At 59.8% G+C, this 22,811-nt stretch carries 21 protein-coding genes and 1 pseudogene; 14 read left to right on the forward strand and 8 right to left on the reverse strand.

What is annotated here, in order from left to right; all coding sequences use genetic code 11:
* The first annotated feature begins 62 nt into the window (after positions 1–62).
* From HYT87_06375 to HYT87_06390, 4 genes are read left to right on the forward strand one after another with little or no spacing between them, the layout of a single operon-like run.
* Positions 63–650, forward strand: coding sequence for a hypothetical protein (locus tag HYT87_06375; GenBank protein MBI2059382.1), 588 nt, complete (start codon positions 63–65; stop codon positions 648–650).
* A 38-nt stretch (positions 651–688) separates the two neighbouring features.
* Positions 689–1,279, forward strand: a complete 591-nt coding sequence (locus HYT87_06380) for a zeta toxin family protein (GenBank protein MBI2059383.1) — start codon at positions 689–691, stop codon at positions 1,277–1,279.
* Positions 1,276–1,548 carry a hypothetical protein gene (locus tag HYT87_06385; protein MBI2059384.1) on the forward strand — a complete coding sequence of 91 codons (273 nt, stop codon included), beginning with the start codon at positions 1,276–1,278 and terminating at the stop codon, positions 1,546–1,548. The genes HYT87_06380 and HYT87_06385 overlap by 4 nt, the downstream gene beginning before the upstream one ends.
* An 18-nt stretch (positions 1,549–1,566) precedes the next feature.
* Positions 1,567–5,082 carry a DEAD/DEAH box helicase family protein gene (locus tag HYT87_06390; GenBank protein ID MBI2059385.1) on the forward strand — a complete coding sequence of 1,172 codons (3,516 nt, stop codon included), beginning with the start codon at positions 1,567–1,569 and terminating at the stop codon, positions 5,080–5,082.
* 95 nt (positions 5,083–5,177) lie between these two features.
* On the opposite strand, the gene HYT87_06395 is transcribed toward HYT87_06390, so the two are convergent.
* Positions 5,178–6,950 (reverse strand): AMP-binding protein, encoded by a 1,773-nt coding sequence (locus tag HYT87_06395; protein MBI2059386.1) that lies wholly within the window; start codon positions 6,948–6,950, stop codon positions 5,178–5,180.
* A gap of 101 nt (positions 6,951–7,051) precedes the next feature.
* Here HYT87_06395 and HYT87_06400 point away from each other — a divergent pair, with 101 nt between their 5' ends.
* From HYT87_06400 to HYT87_06415, 4 genes are all read left to right on the forward strand, one after another.
* Positions 7,052–8,590: an NAD(P)/FAD-dependent oxidoreductase gene (locus HYT87_06400; protein MBI2059387.1), complete on the forward strand. Its 1,539-nt coding sequence runs from the start codon at positions 7,052–7,054 to the stop codon at positions 8,588–8,590.
* 91 nt (positions 8,591–8,681) lie between these two features.
* Complete coding sequence (locus tag HYT87_06405; GenBank protein ID MBI2059388.1) at positions 8,682–9,854, forward strand: alpha/beta hydrolase family protein; 1,173 nt, start codon at positions 8,682–8,684, stop codon at positions 9,852–9,854.
* 64 nt (positions 9,855–9,918) lie between these two features.
* Positions 9,919–10,230: a hypothetical protein gene (locus HYT87_06410; GenBank protein ID MBI2059389.1), complete on the forward strand. Its 312-nt coding sequence runs from the start codon at positions 9,919–9,921 to the stop codon at positions 10,228–10,230.
* The gene (locus HYT87_06415; GenBank protein MBI2059390.1) at positions 10,215–10,451 is read left to right on the forward strand and encodes a DUF2283 domain-containing protein; all 237 of its coding nucleotides are present in this window, start codon (positions 10,215–10,217) and stop codon (positions 10,449–10,451) included. The genes HYT87_06410 and HYT87_06415 overlap by 16 nt, the downstream gene beginning before the upstream one ends.
* A 30-nt stretch (positions 10,452–10,481) precedes the next feature.
* On the opposite strand, the pseudogene HYT87_06420 reads toward HYT87_06415, so the two are convergent.
* Positions 10,482–10,562, reverse strand: a pseudogene (locus HYT87_06420) (YjbQ family protein).
* Positions 10,563–10,613: 51 nt separating this feature from the next.
* On the opposite strand from HYT87_06420, the gene HYT87_06425 reads away from it, so the two are divergent.
* The 5 genes from HYT87_06425 (at position 10,614) to HYT87_06445 (ending at position 14,910) form a co-directional block, all read left to right on the forward strand.
* The gene (locus tag HYT87_06425; GenBank protein MBI2059391.1) at positions 10,614–11,771 is read left to right on the forward strand and encodes an acyl-CoA/acyl-ACP dehydrogenase; all 1,158 of its coding nucleotides are present in this window, start codon (positions 10,614–10,616) and stop codon (positions 11,769–11,771) included.
* Positions 11,772–11,861: 90 nt separating this feature from the next.
* The gene (locus HYT87_06430) at positions 11,862–13,058 is read left to right on the forward strand and encodes a CoA transferase (GenBank protein MBI2059392.1); all 1,197 of its coding nucleotides are present in this window, start codon (positions 11,862–11,864) and stop codon (positions 13,056–13,058) included.
* On the forward strand, positions 13,045–14,208 hold the full coding sequence (locus HYT87_06435) for a hypothetical protein (protein ID MBI2059393.1): 1,164 nt from the start codon (positions 13,045–13,047) through the stop codon (positions 14,206–14,208). Before HYT87_06430 ends, HYT87_06435 begins: the two co-directional genes overlap by 14 nt.
* Before the next feature lie 94 nt (positions 14,209–14,302).
* Positions 14,303–14,506 (forward strand): type II toxin-antitoxin system VapB family antitoxin, encoded by a 204-nt coding sequence (locus HYT87_06440; protein MBI2059394.1) that lies wholly within the window; start codon positions 14,303–14,305, stop codon positions 14,504–14,506.
* A 5-nt stretch (positions 14,507–14,511) separates the two neighbouring features.
* On the forward strand, positions 14,512–14,910 hold the full coding sequence (locus HYT87_06445; protein ID MBI2059395.1) for a PIN domain nuclease: 399 nt from the start codon (positions 14,512–14,514) through the stop codon (positions 14,908–14,910).
* A gap of 51 nt (positions 14,911–14,961) precedes the next feature.
* On the opposite strand, the gene msrA is transcribed toward HYT87_06445, so the two are convergent.
* Together msrA and HYT87_06455 are read right to left on the reverse strand one after the other, a co-directional pair.
* The gene (msrA, locus tag HYT87_06450) at positions 14,962–15,615 is read right to left on the reverse strand and encodes a peptide-methionine (S)-S-oxide reductase MsrA (protein ID MBI2059396.1); all 654 of its coding nucleotides are present in this window, start codon (positions 15,613–15,615) and stop codon (positions 14,962–14,964) included.
* Between the two features lie 138 nt (positions 15,616–15,753).
* Positions 15,754–16,467 (reverse strand): type I 3-dehydroquinate dehydratase, encoded by a 714-nt coding sequence (locus tag HYT87_06455; protein ID MBI2059397.1) that lies wholly within the window; start codon positions 16,465–16,467, stop codon positions 15,754–15,756.
* Positions 16,468–16,522: 55 nt separating this feature from the next.
* Between HYT87_06455 and HYT87_06460 the strand changes: the two genes are divergently transcribed.
* Positions 16,523–17,281: an alpha/beta fold hydrolase gene (locus tag HYT87_06460; protein ID MBI2059398.1), complete on the forward strand. Its 759-nt coding sequence runs from the start codon at positions 16,523–16,525 to the stop codon at positions 17,279–17,281.
* A 167-nt stretch (positions 17,282–17,448) separates the two neighbouring features.
* Here the strand turns inward: HYT87_06460 and HYT87_06465 are convergent, their stop codons facing one another.
* The 4 genes from HYT87_06465 to HYT87_06480 are packed head-to-tail and all read right to left on the reverse strand — an operon-like array spanning position 17,449 to position 22,769.
* Positions 17,449–17,919 (reverse strand): flagellar basal body-associated FliL family protein, encoded by a 471-nt coding sequence (locus HYT87_06465; protein ID MBI2059399.1) that lies wholly within the window; start codon positions 17,917–17,919, stop codon positions 17,449–17,451.
* Complete coding sequence (locus HYT87_06470) at positions 17,916–19,385, reverse strand: DUF2851 family protein (GenBank protein ID MBI2059400.1); 1,470 nt, start codon at positions 19,383–19,385, stop codon at positions 17,916–17,918. The genes HYT87_06465 and HYT87_06470 overlap by 4 nt, the downstream gene beginning before the upstream one ends.
* Positions 19,385–19,708 carry a phosphoribosyl-ATP diphosphatase gene (locus HYT87_06475; protein ID MBI2059401.1) on the reverse strand — a complete coding sequence of 108 codons (324 nt, stop codon included), beginning with the start codon at positions 19,706–19,708 and terminating at the stop codon, positions 19,385–19,387. The genes HYT87_06470 and HYT87_06475 overlap by 1 nt, the downstream gene beginning before the upstream one ends.
* A complete protein-coding gene (locus HYT87_06480; protein MBI2059402.1) occupies positions 19,695–22,769 on the reverse strand; it encodes a methyltransferase in 3,075 nt (1,024 codons plus the stop codon). Before HYT87_06480 ends, HYT87_06475 begins: the two co-directional genes overlap by 14 nt.
* Positions 22,770–22,811: the final 42 nt, after the last annotated feature.

Below are 22,811 nucleotides of genomic sequence, written 5' to 3' on the forward strand. Positions count from 1 at the left end.
GCAAGTGATCGCCGAAATCAGGGAGCGTTCCCCAGGATTCGAGATTTGGTCCATCTAGCTGATTGAATCCACTCCTTCAGGAATTCACGTCCAACCTGACGAAGCAAGTCAGTCTGTACCAAAATATCCTGAATATGACGGGAGACAGGGCCAGTCCGGCCGTGAGGGCGTTCATTGCCGCGTCGCATTTGGTATTCATCTTTGGAATCTACGACGCATTCCTGCACCAATTGGTCTGGCGAAGGCGAGCGCGAAAGCCCATTGTGGCCGGAAAACTCAGCCAATCGCCGGAATTGTTTGCCAAGACTACGCTTTTCAATCCAAGGCGGATCCCCAAGGTGCTGAAGCCCTACTATCCTCCACCACCGCTCAAATGGAGCCACACCCTTGCCGACCTGATTTCACTTCGCGGTGTAGTGGCCCACGCCGGAGGAAACCCTGCACTCTTGTCGGATGATGGCAGGAAGCTGTACAAGGAGACATTCGGGGGAACCATCCATGCAGGAGACGTTCTATTGACTCGCATACCTCATTCCGTGCAGGGGACAAGGAGAACTGTTGTTCCGCCACTCGGCACGACGCGTATTGACCTTGCCGAACGATGTCTCTTGGTTTTGGCGGAGTTTTACGACAATAAGCTCCTTCGCTGATTGCTCTTGGACCAGATCGACGTGCGCGGGGCAGTCGGGTGAAGCGGAGGAGAAGGCCCGTCGTCGTTGTCCTCGCCGGGCCAAACGGCGCGGGAAAATCGACCGTCGGGCCGAGGTTGTTGAAAGAAACGCTCCGGGTGGTGGAGTTCATTAACACCGATACCATCGCCTTGGGACTTTCCGCTTTCCGGCCCGAAGGGGCGGCCATCGAGGCAGGGAGGGTGATGTTACGCAGATTCGAGGAGCTTGCCCATAAACGGGAAAACTTTGCCGTCGAATCGACGCTCGCGGGGCGCACGCTCGCCCCTCGTCTGGCCGGGTTGAAGAAAAGGGGCTACAAGATTCACATCATTTTCATCCGGCTCGCGAGCGATGCACTCGCCATTGAAAGAGTCGCTGACCGTGTGAGGTCCGGGGGGCACAATATCCCCATAGACGTCATCCGACGACGGTACCGCCGAGGTCTCCGGAACTTCTTCCATTTCTACATGCCCCTTGCCGATGACTGGCGGCTATACGATAATTCTGGTCCAGTGGGTCCAAGGCTTGTGGCATTCGGAAGGAAGAAACTCAAGATCCACGTGATGGAGCCGGCTGTTTGGAGAATAGTGGAGGAAGGCGCGTCTTGAGCAGGAACAACGTTGATATTGACCGAATCTTTTCTGAGGGGAAGCTGATTGATAGGGCACTCCGGGATGGCGTGCGGGCCGCCATGATCCGGCACAAGCAATTGGGGCTGCCTGTCGTGGACTTTCAGGACGGGAAGATTGTGCTGGTCCCCCCGCAGAAGATCGACACCCTGCTTAGGGCGTCCAACGGCAGGAAGGTCAAACGCGCAACCCGCCACCGTCGCCGCAAGGCTCAGCCCGCGCCTCGCCGGTCGGCCAAACGGCGGTAATCCGCGAGGGGAGGCCCCGTGCCGGGGCAACACACCGAGAAAGCGTTCGAAACCGCCATCGAAGACTTCCTCGTCTCCGGGGGCGGGTACAGTAAGGGCGACAAGTCGGCGTACGATCCTGCGCGGAGCTTGTTCCCCCAAGAGGTCTTGGGATTCATCCGCGAGACTCAGCCCAAGGAATGGGAGTACCTCAAGAATCTCCAAAAAGAGAAAGCCGAAGAGATTCTTTTTGATGACCTCTGCCGCGCGCTCGACTCAAATCAGGAAGGCTGCCTCTCCGTGCTCCGGCACGGGTTCAAGTGCTTCGGAAAGCTGTTCCGCGTGGCGTATTTCTCTCCGGCCAGCGGTCTGAATCCGGAAATCCAGAAGCTCTACGATGCGAACCGGCTGACGATCACCCGTCAGGTCGTCTATTCAAGCCGGCACGGGAATTCAATTGATGTCGCGTTGGCGCTGAATGGGATTCCCGTCGCCACCGCCGAACTTAAGAATCCCATGACCGGCCAGAACTGGCGTCACGCCATCCACCAGTACAAGAGCGACCGAGATCCTGCCGATCTGATCCTTCAATTCAAGAAGCGGGCGCTGGTCCACTTTGCGGCGGACCCGGACGAGGTCTACATGACCACCCGCCTCGCGGGCGGCAATACCCACTTCCTGCCCCTCAACCGGGGCCATAACAACGGCGCGGGGAACCCGGAAAATCCCACGGGGTGGAAAACGGCCTACCTCTGGGAGGAAATCCTGGAGCGGCACAGCTTTCTGGATATTCTCGCGCGATTCGTCCATCTCCAGGTCGAAGAGAAGAAGCTGGGCGGGAAGACCGTCAAACGAGAGAGCATGATTTTCCCACGCTACCACCAGCTTGATTCGGTCCGGCGGCTGGTTGCGGACGTGCGCCGGGAGGGGGCGGGGACGAACTATCTTGTCCAGCATTCCGCGGGGAGCGGGAAGAGCAACTCCATTGCGTGGCTCGCCCATCGGCTGTCGAGCCTCTACAACGAGAAGGACGAGAAGGTGTTTGACTCGGTGGTGGTGGTGACGGATCGGGTTGTTCTGGACCAGCAGCTTCAGAACACGATCTATCAATTCGAGCACAAGCAGGGCGTCGTCCAGAAGATCGACGTCGATTCCGAACAGTTGGCGAAGGCGCTCTCCGCCGGAGTCCCCATCGTGATTACGACGCTTCAGAAGTTTCCTTTCGTGACCGAGAAGATCGGCGATCTCCCCAAACGGAAGTACGCCGTCATCATCGACGAAGCGCACAGCTCGCAGGGCGGGGAGACGGCGGCTGATCTGAAGGGTGTTCTCGGCGGCGCGGCCATCAGGGAGGAAGCGCAGAAGAAGAAGGAAGAAGAGGGGCTGACGGACTACGAGGAGGAGGTCTTGCGGACGATGGCCAAACGTGGTCGCCAGCCGAACATCAGCTTCTTCGCCTTCACGGCCACGCCCAAATACAAGACGCTCGAAGTCTTCGGTCGTCCAGGAGCGTACGGAAAGCCTCAGCCATTCCATCTCTACAGCATGCGCCAGGCCATCGAGGAACGCTTCATCCTGGACGTTCTCAAGCACTACACGACTTACCAGACCTACTACCGCCTTGTGAAATCCATCGAGGACGATCCCAAGGTGGACAAGCGCAAGGCAGCCCGCGCGCTTGCACGGTTTATGAGCCTGCACCCGCACAACATCGCCCAGAAGACGGAGGTTATGGTCGAGCATTTCCGCCATTTCACGATGCACAAGATCGGAGGCCGCGCGAAGGCCATGGTGGTCACGTCCAGCCGCCTCCATGCCGTGCGGTACAAATTGGAATTCGACAAGTACATCAAGGAAAAGGGCTACAGGGGCATCAAGACGCTCGTCGCTTTCTCCGGAAGGGTGATCGATCCGGATGTACGGGGGATGGAGTTCACCGAGGAGGGCATGAACATCGATGCCAAGGGGAATCGAATCCGTGAGAAGGAACTCCCGGAGCGGTTCGGGACGGATGAATATCAAGTGCTTCTCGTGGCGGAGAAGTTCCAGACCGGGTTCGACCAGCCGTTGCTGCACACCATGTACGTGGACAAGCGACTTGCGGGAATCCAGGCCGTTCAGACCCTATCGAGGCTGAATCGGACATGCCCCGGCAAGGAGGACACCTTCGTGCTGGACTTTGTGAACGACCCGAAGGAGATCCAGGATGCGTTTCAACCGTATTACGAGCAGACGCTTGTGGGGGAGCGCGCCGAGGCGAAGCAACTCTACGAACTTCAGGCCAAGCTGAACGCGCATCAAATCTATCACGCGGAGGAAGTCGAGGAGTTTTGCAAGGCGTTCTATCGTCCCGCGCGGGAGCAAACCCCCGCCGATCATGCCCGCATGAACGCGTGTCTCGATCCCGCCGTGGGACGATTCAAGGAACTCGAGGAGGACAAGCGGGAGGAGTTCCGGAAAACCTTGATCGCGTATCGGAACCTGTACGCGTTTCTGTCGCAGGTGATCCCGTTCCAGGATTCGGACTTGGAGAAGCTCTACACGTACATCCGATTCCTTCTGGCGAAGCTTCCGAGGGAGGATCGGGGTCCCGTCTACGACTTCGAGGATGAGGTGGCGCTCAAGTACTACCGGGTCCAGAAGATCGGCGAGGGTTCGATCAAGCTGGATGCGGGGAAGCAAGCGCCCATCTCCGGGCCGACGGAAGTCGGAACGGGAGTGGTCCGGGGAGTCCAGATCGAGCTGTCGAAATTGATCGACATCTTGAACGAGCGATTCGGGACGGAGTTTAAGCCGGGCGATCAACTATTCCTGGACTCGATCAAGGAGGACGCAGTGGGCAACTCCAATTTGAGGCAGGCGGCATTGGCTAACACGATGGAGAACTTCGGATACGTCTTCCTGAAGGCGCTCGAAGGATTGTTCATCGACCGGATGGAACAAAATGAGGAGATGACGGCGCGGTTCATGAACGACGGGGAGTTCAAGGAGGTGATCGGGAAACACCTCTTGAAGGAAGTCTACCAGCACATCCGGTCACAGGGATCGAAAGGGCAAGCGGAGGTCCTGCCATTCCGGCGCGTGACGCCCTCGGAGAAGGACAAGTACCGGACTTGCCTGCCGTTGGTGCCGCTTCAGGCCGCCGCGGGCGCATTCAGTGGATCGCAGGCGGTTTCGCCGCAGGATGGCGAGTGGGTGGAAATTGATTCGGGGCACAAGTTGAGGCTGGGCATGTTCGTGGCGCAGGTGAAAGGTCGTTCCATGGAGCCGCGCATCCCGGATGGCGCATACTGCCTGTTTCGCGCTCCTGTGGAGGGCTCCCGGCAGGGTCGGACTGTGCTGGCGCAGCATCGCGACATCCACGACCCCGATTCCGGCGGGCAGTACACCGTCAAACGGTATACCAGTCGCAAGGTGGCGGATGGCGCGGGTGGCTGGCGGCACGTCGAGATCGCCCTCCAGCCTGAGAACAAAGATTACGCCCCCATCATGCTGAAAGCCGACGACGAAGGTTCCATCTCCGTCATCGCCGAACTTTTGGAAGTGCTCAAGTAGGTTGGGCCGCTTTGAATTCGTCCAGTGGCGGCTCGTATTACGGAGAACCCGCGAGGCTCAGTTGTCCATGGATGGGGACCTGCGGGCCTTCCCCGTCAGACAAGGAGGTTCAAGCGGCCGTTCGAATCGAAGTCGGAGCGGAGTTTTTCAAAATCTTCCCGTGCGAGGGGATGGTACGTTGCGTCGTTGCGGCGGCGGAAATAGATGACCTCGGCGCGTTCAGGATGAAAATAGCCCGCCTTCAGCTCGCGCACGATGATCTTGTGGGTTTCGGTCAGAGGGAAAGTGTTCACAATTCGAATGAAGTCGGGGAACCATTTCCGATCCCGACCGTTGCGGCTGACTTCGCGTTCGCAATAGTCGAAAAAGGCCTGGGGATCGAAGGCCCGGCCGTCCTTGAGCTGAATCGCGGCCATGACCCATTCATCACTCACCGGATTGGGGACACCATAGGCGGCGGCTAGATACACGTCCGGGAAACCGCTCACGAGATCCACGACACAATCGGCGCTGAAGTTCTCGCCGTCTTTTCGAATCCAATCATCGGTCCGCCCGACAAAGTAGAGATAGCGATGGCCGTTGATCAGCCGGATCATTCCCAAGTCGCCGGATCGGTAGAGGCCATCGGAGAATTTCTTCTGCGTGGCGGCCTCATCCCCGTGATAGCCTTGGAAGAGTCCGGTAGGTGTACCCCCTCGCACGATCTCTCCCACCGCTTCCGCGTAGTTGAGTATATTTGCGCTCCCATCGAATTCAGCGGGGGGGCACGTTGCACCGCTCCCGTTTCGGATGAAGACGTTTTCGTCGGTAACCTCACCTACGCTGTCGATGGGGTCTCCTGGTCGGCAACACGTGGCGATTTCCGCCTCGGTGCTTCCGTACATCTCGTAGAAGTGTTCGAGTCCGAGCCATCGGATGAACTTGATGCGCTGCTTGCCGCTGGCGCCGGTTCCGAGGGCGAGGCGGAGCTTCCGGCGGGGATGGTCCCGCACCTCGCGGAGGATGCGGGATTCGTCGTCTCCGTATTTCTTTGCGATGGCTTCCAGGATGTATTGGACCGGCTGGCCGACGTAGTTCCAGTAGGTGGCGCCATGGTTGAATATGTCGTCCAGGTAGGCTGAAGCGGAGAACTTTTCCCGGAGAATGATCTTCGCCCCGACCGCATAGGCGGGCATCCAGTTCAGGTAATGCGCGTTGGAGTGGAAGAGCGGCATGCAGATGTAGCCGACGTCGTCAGGTTTGAGTCCGATCAGGTTGGCCGTGTAGGCCCCGATGGCGCGTAGCTTTCCGTGGCTGTTGAGGATCCCTTTGGGGAGGCCGGTTGTGCCGGAAGTATAGATCACCATCCAGGGAGTAGAAGCGTCGACTGGAACATCCGGCGGTTCTTCCGCCGCCGATCGGAGGCTGGATCGAAGGGAGGAAAACCTTGACTCAATCGTTCCGCCGGGGCCCGCGAGCAGGAGAGACTTGGCGGCGAGATCTGGGCTATTTGCTCTTGCCTTCTCAAGGACCGGCCGGTGAGTGTCGTCGGCCACGAGGATATCGGCGCCGCTTTTCTCGATGACGCGTGCGAGTGTATCGCCTCCGAGACCGGTGTTGATGGCGAAGAGTGTGCCACCCGAGAAAGCGGCTCCGCCGAAGAGATACAGGTAGTCGAGGCTATTGCGCATCAGCGCAGCCACCTGCGGTGGCTTCGAGGAGTCCCGCCGTGCGGCGAGGAGCATGTGGGCCCACAGGCAGGAGGTCCGGAGGTAGTCCGCGTAGGTTACGGTCTGATCTCCAATTTGCACCATGACGCGCCCCGCGGATTCGGGATCGGTCCCGCGCTGAATGACCAACTCATTAAAGGTGAAAGGAGAGACCTGCATGATCCACGATCGTACCATCCCTGTGGGGGAGAACCCAATCAAACCTTGCCAAAAGGCTTGTCACGAGGATGCCTTGGAGTACACTCCGTGCGAGGCAAGAAATGGCGCGAGCATTCGACGCGATCGTGATCGGGACCGGCATTGGCGGCCTCACGGCGGGTCTGTCCCTCCAACGCGCCGGACGAAGCGTCCTACTTCTCGAAGCCGGAAAGCAGTTCGGTGGGATGCTCAATCCGTTCGCGCGGAAGCACTATCATTTCGACGTGGGCATCCACTATGTGGGCGAGGCGGGTCCCGGCCAGACGATGCGCGGGGTACTCGATTCGCTCGGCCTTGAGGAGATTCGATTTCGTGAGATCAATCCCGACTGCATAGACCGGTATGTGTTCGATGGCTACGAGGCAAAGCTTGTGAAAGGCATCGACCGCTGGGGCGACCTCCTTGTGAAGGATTTCCCAAAGGAAGAAGTCGCGATCCGCCGGTTTCTGGATCTCATGAGGGGCTGCGAGACACTCTCGAAGGCCGCCATGAAACGGCCCACGCTGGCGGAGGCGGTCCGCGTGCTCAAGATGTCCGGAGACTTGATTCCCTTGTTCACTCGTCCGTACTCGGATCTTCTCGCCCGCTATTTCAAGGATCCGGTTCTGCGAAACGTGTTCGCGGGCCCGGGCGGCGACATCGGCGTGCCGCCCAGCCGCGCGAGCGCCATCACCTCCATTGTTCTCCTGACGCACTATCTGGGCGGCGCGTACTATCCCGTCGGCGGGAGCGGCGCCATGCGCGACGCCTATGTGACCGCACTGGAGAAACACGGAGCGGAGTTGAAGCGAAACGCGTTGGTTCGTCGGATCGAGGTCCTCGGCAAACACAAGTTCGCGGTCGAAACGGAGAAGGGAGAACGCTTCGAAGCGCGTTCGGTGATTTCGAACGTGGACGTGAAAAACACCGTCGAAATGATCCATGGGAAGAAACCGAGCTACCGAACGCGACGGAAAGCCAAGAGCATCCGCCCCAGCCTGGGATCGTTCTGCGTGTATGTGGCGACCGATCTCGATGTTTCGAAGTCCGGCGTCACCGACGCCAACATTTGGCACTACGGAACGAATGACATCGAGGCGCTCTATCAAACGGTCTATGACAATCGGATTCCGGAAAAGCCATTTTTTTTCCTCACCTCGCCCACGTTGAAGGACCCGGAGTCCGAGCGCGCGCCCGCGGGTCACCAGATCGTGGAGTTCATCACCTTTGCGCCCACGGAACCGTTCAAGCCGTGGTTCGAGAAGCCGGCCATGAAGCGGGGTCCGGCGTATGGCGCGATCAAGGAGGAGATCGCTGAGAAGGTCCTGGAGAGTGCCGAGCGGTATGTGCCGGGACTGCGTGATCACATCGTATTGAAGGAGAGCGCGACCCCGGCCACGGTCTGGCATTTTGTGCGCGGACGCGAAGGGGGCATCTACGGTCCCGAGCACAGTCCCGATCAGACGACGTTCCGCAGATTCACTACTCAAATAGGGATACCGGGGCTTTACCTCGCCGGCGCCAGCGTGCTCGGGGCGGGGATCATGCCGTGCCTGATCAGCGGGATGATGGCCTCGAAGGCTTGCATGAAGCATCTGGGGCGCCAAAAGGCCGGTGCATAACGTGAAAGACCGAAAGACGTCGCCGGAGGACTCGCGATCCACGATTGTCTCGCGCATCGCTCACGAGGCCTACCAGCATGCGCCACGGATTCTGCCCAAGGGCCCGTGGTGGAGATACCTCGAAAGCAACTTCAGCGAACGGCCGGAAGGGTTTGAGCTGAAATTCCGCGACCTGTGGCGTGTGGAAGCCACGGCCGCATCCGACGTCTTCATCCGTACTGCCGGCGCCTCGCTGATTGGAGCACTGGCCCTTCCCATCGGCTACCACCCCTTCAAGATCCGAGAGATGTTTCGAGATCGGGACTTTTATGAGTTGATGGCGGATAGCGGCGACCCGCAACAATTCTTTCACGAGCCTCCAAAGGACCACCCGATTCGGAGGGAAACGCCGCGGTGGCCGTACTTCCGTCCGGAAGGGGGGGTGTGCGAGGACCTCAGCTTTGAGAGTCCTTTCGAACCGGTGAATCCGCACCTTCGGAAGAGCTACCTCAGCATTGGGGAGAACCGGATCGCCCGCGCGAGGTATTGGAGACACAACGAAGGGCCGAGGCCGACGATCATCGCGGTGCACGGGTTTTTTGCCGACCCCTACTGGTTGAACGAGTGGTTCTTCGCCTTGCCGTGGTTCTATCGCAAAGGGTGCGACGTGCTGCTGTACACGCTGCCCTTCCACGGTCGAAGACAGTCAAAGTTTTCTCCTTTCAGCGGGCACGGTTTTTTTGCCTACGGGCTTTCCCATATGAACGAGGCTTTCGCGCATGCCGTGTACGATTTCCGGATCCTGATGAATTTTCTTGAGCGCGAGATGGGTGCGAAGAAGATCGGCGTGACAGGGGTGAGCCTGGGGGGATACACGTCGGCCATCCTGGCCTGTGCCGAACCGCGCCTCCAGTTCTCCGTTCCCAACGTGCCGGTGGTGAGCATTGCGGACCTCGTGTTGGAATGGGAACCGGTGGGGAAGGCCGTGCGGCTGATGCTCTTCGCGCTTCGGAGGTCGGTGAAGGACATCCGCCACATGCTGGCCGTGCACTGCCCTCTGACCTACCGCCCGGTGCTCCCCAAGAACCGGTTGATGATCATCGGCGGCGTGGGCGACCGGTTGGCCCCTCCCAAGCATTCGCGTCTCCTTTGGGACCATTGGGGCCGCTGCCGCATCCACTGGTACCCCGGCAGCCATCTGCTTCATCTCGACAAAGGCGACTACCTCCGCCAGATGGCGAAGTTCCTCACCGAGATCCGATTCTTGGAGCCTAGCCACCGTTGATGTGTGGGGAGCTCCTGAGCCGGAAGCCGGAGTTCCTTGACTGAAAGCCGTGGGGTAAGAACCTATCAGGGTTATTGAAGACTACCGCGGGGCGAGTGTCCGACTTACCGATGAACGCCTCAAACACATCCTCGGTCATCCCGAAATGGCCGGCATGGAGGGCGAAATTGGAGAAGTTCTCAAGGCACCGGAAAAGGTCCTTCAGTCAGCGACGGATGAGCACGCCCACTTGTTCTACCGGCATCTTGAACGGACGAACCTGGGCGGAAAGTGGCTATGCGTTGTGGTAAAGTATTCCGGTGATGACGCCTTCGTCTTGACGAGTTACTTGACCGACAAGCCGAAGAAAGGAGAGCAACTATGGCCCAAAAAGTGAAAATCTGGTTCGATCCGGAGGGGGATTACCTTGAGGTGCTTTTTTCGGACCGGCCGGGATTCATGCGTGCGACGCAGAACGACGCGGTCATGGAGAGGGTGGACAAGCAGGGCAACATTCTCGGTTTCTCGATCATGAAAGTCAGCCGCTTGAAAGGCGAAGCTCCCCTCGTTGCGAATCTCTCCGGCGGTCCGATGCACGATTCAAGACCTGTCCCTTAAGTTGTAACCATGCAAGGCTGGAGTTGAGACCTACTCGCCGATGATTTTGACGAGGACGCGTTTCTTGCGGCGGCCGTCGAACTCGGCATAGAAAATCTGCTCCCACGGGCCGCGGAGGCTGCTTCTGTAGAGCGAGGGATGCGGCTGTGGTAGGGTCGAGACGTGGATTTCGGCGTCCCGGATCAGCTGAAGGACATTCGCGCAGCCGTGCGGGATCTGTGCAAACAGTTCCCGGGGGAGTACTGGCGCGGTCTGGAACCGGACCGATACCCTGAAGCATTCGTTTCCGCTCTCACGAAACATGGCTGGCTCGCGGCCCTAATCCCACAGCCGTACGGCGGCGCCGGTCTGGGACTAACCGCCGCGAGTGTGATTCTCGAAGAGGTGAATGCATCCGGCTGCAACGCGGCGGCATGTCACGCCCAGATGTACATCATGGGCACACTGCTTCGTCACGGGAGCGAAGAACAGAAAAAGAAGTTCCTTCCGAAAATCGCCTCCGGTGAACTGAGACTCCAGGCGTTCGGTGTCACTGAACCCACCGTGGGTTCAGATACCACCAAAATCCAGACGACCGCGGAACGGACGGGCGCCGGCTATGTCATCCGGGGACAGAAGATCTGGACCTCCCGCGCGGAATATTCCGATCTCATGCTGCTCCTGGCACGAACGACGCCGCTCGACAAGGTGAAGAAGAAGACGGAAGGGCTTTCCACGTTTCTCATCGACATGAAAGCCGCGGGGAAGAAGATGACCATCAAGCCGATCAAGACGCTGATGAATCATTCCACTACGGAAATCTTTTTCGACGGAGTGGAAATCCCGGCGGACGCGTTGGTCGGCGAAGAAGGGAAAGGGTTCAAGTACATCCTGGACGGGATGAACGCCGAGCGGGTGCTCATTGCAGCTGAGTGCATCGGCGATGGACGGTGGTTCATCGAGAAGGCGGTCAAATATGCCTCGGAGCGGGTTGTCTTTGGCAAACCGATCGGAGCCAATCAAGGCGTGCAGTTCCCGATAGCGCGCGCGCATGCGGCCATCGAGTCGGCAGACCTCATGCGATACAAGGCGGCGTGGCTGTTCGAGAAGGGGCAACCGTGTGGGGCGGAGGCCAATACGGCGAAGCTTCTGGCATCTGAAGCCTCCTGGCAGGCCGCGAATGTCTGTCTCGATGCGCATGGGGGTTTCGGTTTTGCGCAGGAGTACGACGTGGAGCGGAAGTTCCGCGAGACACGGCTGTATTCGGTCGCGCCTATCTCGAACAATTTGATTCTGGCGTACTTGGGGGAGCATGTGCTCGGGCTTCCGCGTTCGTATTGAGGGATCGGGAGGCCAGGGGTCCATGAGATTGCTTCGCTGCACTCGCAATGACATTGGGGACGCCGGTCACAATCTTACTCGGCAGTCTTTATGAGCCGGCCGCTAGACGGGATTCGCGTCCTGGATCTGACAACCTCCATAGCGGGACCGTATTGCACTTTGATTCTGGGAGCGCTCGGCGCCGACGTGATCAAGATCGAGCACCCTGAGCGAGGCGACGACACGAGAAGTTGGGGACCCCCGTTCTGGAACGGCATCAGCGCGGCGTATCTCTCGATGAATGCGAACAAGAAATCACTGGCGGTGGATCTCAAGAAGCCATCGGGCCGGGACATCGTGCTGCGCCTTGCGGAGAAGGCCGACATCTTCGTACAGAACCTACGTCCCGGTGAAGTGGAGAGGCTTGGACTTGGATTTGATGTGGTGAAGAGTCGAAATAGCCGGGTGATCTACTGCTCGATCGGGGCCTACGGCGATCGCGGCCCGCTGAAAGACCAACCGGGGTACGATCCGCTGATGCAGGCTGCGGCGGGAATCATGAGCGTCACGGGTGAACCGGAGCGCCCACCGTCGCGAGCAGGGGTATCTGTGGTGGATCAAGGGACGGGGATGTGGGCCGTGATCGCCATCCTCTCGGCCCTCCGGGTACGGGACACCGCCGGAGCGCAGCACGTCAAGACTTCGCTTTACGAAGTGGCGGTCAATTGGCTCGCGTTTCAGATTGCGGGCTATTTGGGTACGGGAAACACGCCCAGACCCATGGGCTCGGCGCTGGGCTTGATCGCGCCCTACGAGGCGTTCCAAGCAGGTGATGGATGGCTCATGCTGGCTGCGGGGAACGATCGACAGTTCGCAGCCCTGTGCAGGTTGCTCGGAATGGAATCTTGGGTTTCCGACCCGCGGTTCAAATCGAACCCTGATCGGGTGGCCCATCGGGCCGTTTTGTCGGCATCCATAGCGGACAAGATTCGGGGTGAGGCCGTTCAGGTGTGGCTGGAACGTCTGCGTGGCGCCGGCGTTCCTGCCGCCCCGGTTCAGGACATCGCGCAGGTCGTGTCCCATCCCCAAACCGAAGCGACGGAAATCCTCAAGGCGCTGCCGCATCCCAAGATTCCAGAACAACGACTGGTCCGATTTCCTCTGGATCTGGGCGGGGTCTCCGTCGATCATGTATCTCCGGCGCCCTCGCTGGGAGAGGATTCGGCAGCCATTCTTGCGGCGGCCGGATATTCACCGGCTGAAACCCAACTTTTCATTTTGGAAGGGGTCGTTCGTGGAGATTCTTGAGCTTGACGGCCGCAGTTGGTTGCGCGAGTTCTTTCAGATCCAGTTGGAGGTCTACCGGAACGATGCGAATTTCGTGGCCCCGCTTAGAGTCGAACGAAAACACTTCTTCAACCCTGAGAAGAATCCCTTTTTCAAGCATGCCGAGTGCAGCTACATCGTGGCTCGGGAAGGAAATCGGCCCTTGGGGTGCCTGATCGCCTTCATCGACCGGGCCTTCGCAAACTTTCACAAGGAGGACACGGCCCACTTTGGGTTTTTCGAAACCACGAACGATCCCAAAGTCTCCGGCGCCCTCATAGGGGCAGCTCTCGATTTCGCAAAGAGGAAGGGAATGAAAACACTGAGGGGCCCGTTCAATTTCTCGACCAATCATGAGTGTGGACTCCTCGTTGACGGATTCGGTTCAACGCCCATGATTCTTATGACCTACAATCCCGCCTACTACGTAAAGCTGTTGGAGGCTGAAGGCTTGACCAAGGCGATGGATCTTCTGGCCTACCGGCTGGATGCGAAACCGCTGCCCCCTGCGCTTCGCTCCGGGGACGGCGAGGTGAATCGCCATGGGACCCTCGCGCCGCCCGAACCCTTGAAAGCGGTCGCGCAGAGTGTCGGGCAGAAGCAGGGCGTCCGTGTTCGCAATATGCGAAAACGGGAGTTCGACACCATCGTCGATTTCTTCGGCGAGGTGTACAACGACGCGTGGAGCAAGAACTGGGGATTTGTGCCGATGGACCGTGAAGAGTTCCGATTCGTCGCGTGGGGCCTGAAGTACTTTCTGGATGAGGACCTGTGCTACTGGCTTGAACTGGACGGCAAGCCGATCGGCCTTTCGATTACCATTCCCGATTACAATGTGCCCCTGCGCCCAATGCAGGGGAAGATCCTGCCCTTTGGGCTGCTGAAGTTCCTTGCGGCCCGAAAGCGGATAAATTCAGCCCGTGTGTTCGCCCTTGGTGTGAGGAAGGAGTTCCACGATCAAGCCTTTGCCTCATTGCTGTACCTCAAGACGTGGGAAGAAGTGTTGAAGCGCGGCTACGAATGGGTCGAGATGTCGTGGATTTTGGAATCCAACCCCCGCATGCGCCGCGCCATCGAGATGGCCGGCGGGAAGGTTTACAAGACCTATCGGGTATTCGAGCGAAAGGTCTGATTGCGCTTGGGAGGTCGCCCGGGGATCCCGTTTGTCGGGGTTGACGAATACACATTGAACTGGCATTCTATACACACGGGAAGGAGAGATGGCGATGCGGACGAATATCGTGATCGATGACAACTTGATGGCGCGAGCTCAGCGCGCGGCGGGACTCCCCACGAAGAGGGCTACCGTCGAAGCGGGTTTGCAGCTCCTTCTTCAGATCAAGGCACAAGAAGGCCTACGTCGGTTGAGAGGGAACATCCGCTGGATCGGCGACTTGAATCGGATGCGCAGGTCTCGTTCGGAGCGCTGATCCCGCTGGTTATCGTTGATACGACGGTCTGGATCGACTACTTCCGGGGAACGCCAACTCCTCACACACGGTGGCTTGACCTTGAACTTGGACGTCAGCGACTTGGGATTACCGACCTCATTTTATGTGAGGTGCTCCAAGGCATTCCGGACGATCGGACCTTCGATCGGGTGCGGGGGGAGTTGACTTCGCTCGAAGGGTTCGCGACGGGTGGGATGGATTTCGCGATGGAGGCCGTCAGAAACTACCGTCGGCTCCGTGCCCACGGGAAGACCGTGCGCAAGACGATGGACGTGTGGATTGCCACTTTCTGCATTCGTGAGGGACATTCACTCCTTCACAACGACCGTGATTTCGACGCGTTCGAGCGTTTTCTGGGCCTCTCCGTCATCCATCCCGACTAACGCCTACTGCGCGGCGGAGACCCCGATGGGGGCCGCTCCGGACTCCTGTCCTCACGCGGCACTACCCCATCCTTGGGGGGCGCATGTTACGCCGGTGCCGCCGAGGCCGCAGTAGCCCATGGGGTTCTTGGCGAGGTACTGCTGGTGGTAGTCCTCGGCGTAGTAGAACTGCGGTGCGGACAGAATCTCAGTGGTGATCGCCCCGTATCCGGCGGTCTTGAGCGCGCGCTGGAAATCGTCGCGTGAAGCTTCGGCGGGGCGCTTCTGCTCCGGCGAGTAGGCGTAGATTCCGGATCGGTACTGGGTACCGACATCATTGCCCTGACGCATGCCCTGGGTGGGATCGTGACTTTCCCAGAAGATTTTGAGGAGGTCGGTGTACCGAACCGCGGCGGGATCGAAAACGACTCGCACCACTTCCGCGTGGCCGGTCCGTCCGGAGCAGATTTCCTCGTAGGTGGGATTCGGGGTGTGACCTGCGGCGTATCCGACGGCAGTGGAATAGACGCCAGGAGCCGACCAATACTTTTTCTCGGCGCCCCAGAAACATCCCATGCCGAACATGGCCAACTCCTTGCCGGGAAACGGCGGCGAGAGGGGATTCCCGTTGACATAGTGACGGGAAGGCACGCGCATGGGTTCTGTCCTCCCCGGCAGGGCTTCATCCTTCGACGGCACTCGCAATTTGTTTGACTTGCCAAACATGGTGTTGCCTCCCTCGATGAATGGGTGAAGGTGCAGGGCCGAATGTTACTGGAGAAGTCCACAATGACGGGCGGGAGATTGCCACGTCATCCGCCTTCCGGCGGATTTGACTCGCGATGACCTCCGCCTCGGTCGTGGCTACAATCTTCGCGCGATGTCGCGGAAGTTGGGGAGAGAGTACTGGCCGGGAGCGGTGGGGGAGTCGAGGTAGGCGTAGGCCCAGCGGGAGCCGAAGAGGGGCGCGAGAAGACGCAGAGGCCGGGCGAGGTCGCCCATCGGAATGGCGACGAGGGGTGTCTTTCGGTTTTTCAAGGCGAAATTGAGGAGGCGGAGCGCGTCCTCCAACGAAGCCGCGTGACATGCGATTTTCACAACGTCGGCTTTGGCGGACTTGGCCTTCTTGAGCCACGAGATGAGCACCGAATCCGGGGGCGTCCTCTTGAAATCGTGAACCGAAACCACCAGCGTCTTCTTCCGCTGTGCGCAGAGGGCAGCGACTTTTCCGGCGATCAGAGAAGCCAGTTCAACGTCGATCCCTTCGACTTCCTCCGCCAGGCAGTCGAAGAGAAAATACCGCTGCTTGTCGTCCAGCGATTTCGATAGTGGTCCGCCCCCTTCCTTGTTGGAGCGAACCGTCAGCAGGAAGGGGCACGGAAGAACGGCCTTGAGTGATTGAACCATGCGAAGGTATTCCGGGAGCGGTTTCGGATCGAAATGGTCGAGCCGAACTTCCACGAGGTCCGGCCCCCATGAACGCCACGTGGGAAACATCTTCTCAGTGCCCTTCCCCGTGTACACCCCGGCCACAGGAAACTGGACATTGAACGTGAAGCGCCCTATCGTGGTGGCCATGCGGGAAAGGTTAGCACTACTCCGCCGCTTTTCGTAGGTCCGGTCTCAGGCGAACATGCAGAGCAAAATCAGTTTCAAGAACTCGAAGAACCAGTTGCTTTCGGGCGTGGTTCACGTGGGGAGCGAGGGGAAGAACCGGCCGTGGGTGATCTTGTGTCACGGCATGTTTTCCAGCAAGGAGGGGCGGAAAGCGAGGGCGCTGGCGGAGCGGTGCGAGGGGGCCGGATTGAACGCACTTCGGTTTGACTTCACTTCCTGCGGGGAGTCGGAGGGTGAACCGGGGCTGATCCTTTACGGCCAACAGGTGCGTGATGTTTCCTCCGCGGTCGATTTTCTCGAGGACGGGTATACCCCTTCGAGGTTGAGTTTGGTCGGTTCCAGCATGGGTGCCGCCACGGCGATCCTCCATGCGGCTCGGAGACCCTACAAGCTCGCCTGTGTCGTCCTCATCGCCTCGCCATCCAGCACGTTGCAGTATGTAAACGACTTCATGTCCGAGGATCAGGTTCGGGAATGGAAGAAGACCGGGATGTGGGAGTCCGGCGCGAACCGTGTGCGTTACGAATTCGCGGATGATGCGCGGCCATTCAATATTCTGGAGTCGGCCCGCCTTCTCCATCTCCCCACGCTGGTCCTCCACGGGAGCGGCGACGAGCTTGTTCCGCTGAAGTGCGCCCAGGAGATCTATGCCGCGCTGCCGAAGACGCGCAGTCTGACCATTCTGAACAAGGCGGACCACCAGTTCACGAAGGAGGAAGATCGTGAAAGGGTGGTGAAGCTGACCGTGGAATGGTGCCGGACGTTCGGGGCGTAGTCGGTTGTTCTGCAAATGATTGTAGAGATTGCTTCAGTCCGGGCCAGGATGCCCGTCCTTCGCAATGACGCTTGCTGGGAGTCGTTGCGAGCGAAGCCCCGCTTAGCGGGGCGAAGCGAAGCAACCTCGATCCCTGATACTCCGCCGACTCTTTTTCTTCGGAGCGTTTACTCGATGACGAATTCGGTGAAGTAGACTTTCTTGAGACCGCGGGGCGGGAGCGTGTTCCGGATCGCCTCGAAGATGGCGTAGCGCAAGTCATCGCGGGCGAAGGAGTTGAGGAGGTCGTTGGAAGATCGGTCGGCCAGGATCAGAATGATGTAGTCCTGGTATTCGTGCATGCGCCCCTCGGCTTCCCTCCGGGTTTCCGGGGAATCCAGATCGAGTACAACCACCAGTCTCAGCTTCTGACGGTCCGTCAGCGTGCCGGTGGTCGGAGGCAGGGTGAGGATCGTGGGGGCGTTCGTGGCGGCCGCTTCCGGGGCCTCGATTCCGCTCGGAACGAGGGCGGCCGCCGCTCCAAGCGGCACCTCTGCGGACTTCGTCGAGGCCGCCGATTTTTCAGGCGGTGTTCCCGGTTTCTTGCAGGAAGGTGCAAGGAGGAGCGCGGCAAGCGCGGCCACCGACCAGATTTTCATGAGCGGGCAATCTCCATCAATGAGGAGGGTATGGGGCAACGCTCGCATCCGTCAAGCCCTTTCGAGCAGAAATCTTCGTAGATGCGGTGGAGCCCCTGCTGGAAGCGGGCCGAACGGAGCAAGGGATTTCCTTTGGCTGCCGGAGTCCGGAGGGAACGCCCCCCTCGGGTGAGCGAACTTCCGAACATCCGCCTTACTGCGGCCCTCTCGATGCGGTTCTCCGGAAGGCGCGGTGTGACTTCAAAAAGGGCATGCGCGGCCTTCTCGCGCTCGATCGAATTCTCATGGCGCGCCCAAGCCGAGGCGAACGGGAGCAGAAAATTCAGAAGGAGAATGTCCCGCGTATCGGCTCCGATTCGAGGAGCCGAAATCCCATGGCGACTCACACTCTGAAGGAGGGCGCACTTGGCCGGGCGAGGGATAAGCATCCCGAGTCCTTCCCGAAGGCGCTGAAGGCCCTTCCGAGGCGATTCGGCGGGATCGAGGGCTCGGATCATCTGTTCGAGAACCAGCCAACCCCGATCCAGAAACAGCGTAAGGAGCGTGTGCGTGATGAAGGCCACGCGGCGAGGATGGGAAAGGCTGGGTCGGGCGCTTCGGCGGGGGGATCCATCCAATCCGGAACGAAGGGCTCCCATCAGAAGTCTCTCCGTGCGCTCCTCCGCCGGGAGGGGACCGCCCTCCATAAGGGCGCGGAGACCGACATTTCGACATGCGAGGGCGGCGTGCAGGTAGGTTTCGCGAAAACCGCCGAAGCCCCAGTTCTCCACCCATGAGCAGACGAAGGCTTCGGAGAGGGAAGCCGACTCGCCAATCCAGCGTTGCGCGCGGCGGATTTTCGTCTCGAACCGCGCATCGGCGGCCTTCGAGATCCAATCCATCATCTTTTTCCGGGCAGGGCCCGCGTCGGCGATGTGCGGGTGGCAGAAACCCAAAGCCGAAGGGGAACGCCCCGGATAGTGCTCGGGATCGATTTCTCCCACAAGATCTTCAAGAGGTCGTACCAGACATTCCTCCAGTATGGCTTGCGGGATCGCCTTGTCCGAAAAATTGCGCGGCGGGGAAGAGCCGGATCCCCTCCATAGGGCCGCGTGCAGCACAACGCCGTTGTAGGCCTTGTCGGCCCCGTGACCGTGGGTCTTCCAGTCGCCTGCCCGGAGGTGCAACTCCACATCGCCCGTAACCTGTCGCTCACCGATCCTCAGCCGCGCCTGGGTGAAGTCCGGTCCCGGACCGACGTTCCAGAATCCGGGAAACTCGACCACGATGCGATCACCGCCCTCGGAGGCGAGGAGCCGTGGGATGAAGAGCTGGTCGTACCAGAGGCACCGAAGAAAACTTTCAGAGACGGGGGGCCGCGCTTCTCCGGTCCGTGACGTCTCGCGGAGCTCGGATGGCTGGGGCGCGTAGCGGTGGACCCACTCTTCGTACTCTGCGGCGTAGTTGACCTGGGAGTGGGGGGCCATCAGCGGTCCGTTTTCGACTTACCCCTTCTCTTGCCTTTCCGGGCTTCCAGCTCCTTCAAGATGTCCTCGATGCCGACGTTTTCCGCGGCCATGAGCACAAGGATGTGGAACCAGAGGTCGGCCAATTCGGAAATCAGCCTCCTCCTACGCCGCGTGAGCGAGGCCAGGGCGGTTTCAAAAGCCTCCTCGCCGATTTTCTTGAGAATTTCCACGCGGCCTTTCCTGATGAGCGATGCCACGTAGGACCCTTCAGGCAGGGTGCGCTTACGGGCCTCGATGACGTTCGTCAATTCAATAAGAGTGTCGAACCTACCTCGCTTCATCGAGCCTCCTCATCACGTATCGGGCCGTCATATTTCTGGCGTTCAGCTCCAGTGCGCTCCGTGCCAGTTGCACGGCCTGAGTGGTCTTCCCCGCCTCCAGAAGAGACAGAGACGCCATGGCCAGAAGCTCATCGTTGGATCTCTTCATCCCACCGGCTTCCTGTACGGCGCGGAGAAAATACGTGGCCGCCGCATCGTGCTCGCCGTACCGCCATGCGATTTCCGCCAACCGTCTCCAGTTCGGCAAGCGATCGGTGGCCAGCCGTGGTATGGCGGCTGCCACTTGGTTGAGCGCTTCTACCATCGATCCTCGCTGGGTCCATGATACGGCGTTTTCGGCTTCTTTGAACAGCATCTCAATGAACGTCTGGACCAGCCAGCGGTCTTTCCAGTCTTCGGGGGACGCCTTCAGGTGCTTGCGGAGGATCTCCATTGCCTTCTCCGGACGGTTGATGGCGTTGTAGAAGCCGATGCGGTACCGATCCTGCGCGTAGTTGGGGTGGGGGGAAAGCTCCTCCATGGTCCGCATGAGCACGGAGGCGATCTGCCCGGTTTCCGCGCCTCGTGATAGGTAGTACTGGAGGATCGAGGTCAGGTCGCTTTCCCTCAGTGGATGTTGTTGAGTGTAACGGGCGAGGAAGAGGCCGCTCCGATCGAGTGATCGCATCCGGGCATCATGATTCCGAAGGGCCGTCGAGGTGGCCCCGGAGTAGAAGTTGCGCGCCGCAGCGTAGTCGAGAAGCGGGGCGTCGTCCGTGTGCACCGGCCGGTCGCCCGAAACGAGGAATCGAAACGCTTCTTCCGGAAGGGCTTGGAGGGCGAGGAGCGTTGCCGGTTCGGTCACCTGAATGCGACCGAGGTCTTCGCGAATGGCGGCGTTGTCGAATTGGGCGCGAAGGTGGTCGAAGTCCATCCCGATCGAGCGATTTGATCCGATAAGCAGAAGGTCGGTGGCCAGGGTGTTCCATACCGTTACATGGGGGAACACCGATCCGAAGGTGTTCAGGATGATGGAGAGAGTCGGGTCGTCCATTTCGTACAGGTGGAACCATTGCACCATCAATCCGCCCGACCGCAGATGATCTCGGGCGGACTCGAAGAATTCCTTTGAGAAGAGGCCGGCCACACCCGCCATCCACGGATTGGACGGCTCGCTGATGATGAGGTCGAACCGACCGGGAGAAAGCTTCAGGTATGTCTTGGCGTCCTCGACGTGGACGTGAAACCGGGGATTCGAGTGCACGAATCGGTTGTGCTGTTCGAAGCCGCGGGAAGCCTCCACCACGGCGGGAGAGATCTCAACCTGATGCACCGAGGTTCCCGGATACAGGAGGACCGAGGAGGCGGTGATCCCGCTTCCCATTCCCACGACCAGGACGTCCTCGGTGCGGGGCTTGATGAGCATCGGGATGTGCGCGCTAAGGAGTTCAGTCGGTAGATCGGCATAGGAGGAGGCGTCGGTCTTGGCGCCCACCTTCAGACTGATCTCTCCATTCAAATCCCGGACGAGGGAGACGGAGCCGTTCGAGTCGTCCTTCAAGTACAGGACTTGACCGGCCCGGACGCTTTCTTCCCGCCATTTGTTCACGGGCAGAGGCGGCGGTGCGCCGCGGAACCGGTATGGCCCGGACTGCAAGGCCATGGGACTCCAGTGGACAGCCCTCATTCCCAGAGGGACCACCACGAGAACGACGGCGCCCCCGGCCGCGAACGGGAGCGTAAAACGCGAAATCGCGCTCGCCCAAAGGAGCAGGCCGGCGCCCAAATTGAGGGCAATCACCACTTCAACGGCCGGTTCGATGCCGAGCCACGGGATGAAGAGAAGAGCAGCGACCAATGCCCCGGAGAGATTGCCCGCCGTATTCCAAAACAGGACATTGCCGACCCGCCTGCCGAGCGATTCGGGCGCGCGGGCGGTTGCCGAGGCGGCCAGGGGGAACGTCATCCCAATCAGTACGGTGGGCACGAACATCACAGCGACCAGTCCGATGAAGGTCAAACCGTTGTACAACCAGAAACTGGGGGCGCCCGGCTGAAGCAGCATACGGAGCTTGGCAAAATAGAACGGGAGATCTTGAAACAAAGGGTAGAGGAGGAGCAGGCTGGCGCCGATTCCGAATTCAGCGATCATGAAAACACGCAGAGGATCCATCTTTCGCAGTGCCGGAGCCCCGACCGCCAGGCTGCCCAGCGCGATGCCGAGGATGAACGTGGCCAGCATGATCGAAAACGCGTAGACGGAAGACCCGAGCGAAAGCCCGATGATTCTGGCCCAGAGCACTTCGAGCGCGAAGGACGCGAAGCCCGAGATGAAGATGCCCGCCAGTGCGACGGCCTGCCGGCCCGTGCCGTAGTCGGGTTCGCTGGACGGTTCCGGGGGGGGGGGAGGTGTTCTGCGGACCGCTCCCACAATCGTCCTCCTGAAGCCCATGACGAGGAGGCCGACCGCGATATTGGCAAAGGAGCCGACATGCATCGAAAGGCTCAAGCCGATCGTTTCAATGAGTACGAATCCGGCCAGGAGGGTTCCGGCCACGGCTCCAATCGTATTGGCCGCGTTCAACCAACCGGCGGTCTTTCCCACCGCTGTGCCGGCCGGCCGGCACAGGCGGACAAGCACCGGGATCGTTCCGCCCATGAGGAACGTCGGGATCAGCATGGTGAGGATTGAGAACGCCGCCTTGAGAAGCGTCACGGCGCCCGGCCATTCTTCGTACCATCGTTCTCCGATGATCGTGTAGGCGGTGCCTAGTCGTGTGAATATTTCAGGATAGAGACCGCAGTAGAAGCCGATGAGGATCTCGATCCACGCGTAGACCGTCAGGAGGTCGTACGTATTGGCCGGTGCGGCCTTGGACCCCAGCCGATCCGCCCATCGCCCGAGCGTGGCACTGCCCAGCGCGATGCCGCCCATGAACACGGAGAGCACGATGGCCTGTGCATGACTGGTGTGGCCGAGATACAGATACAGAAATCGCGCCCACAGAGTTTCGTAGAGCAAGCCGGCGAATCCCGAGAGCAAAAGGCAGAAGCAGAGGAGGGGAAAAACGAAGTAAGGCATGGGGCGATTGTAGGCACGGCAGGCATGCAGTGCAACCGGATG

This window comes from Nitrospirota bacterium (assembly GCA_016180645.1).
Classification (GTDB): Bacteria; JACPQY01; JACPQY01; order JACPQY01; family JACPQY01; genus JACPAV01.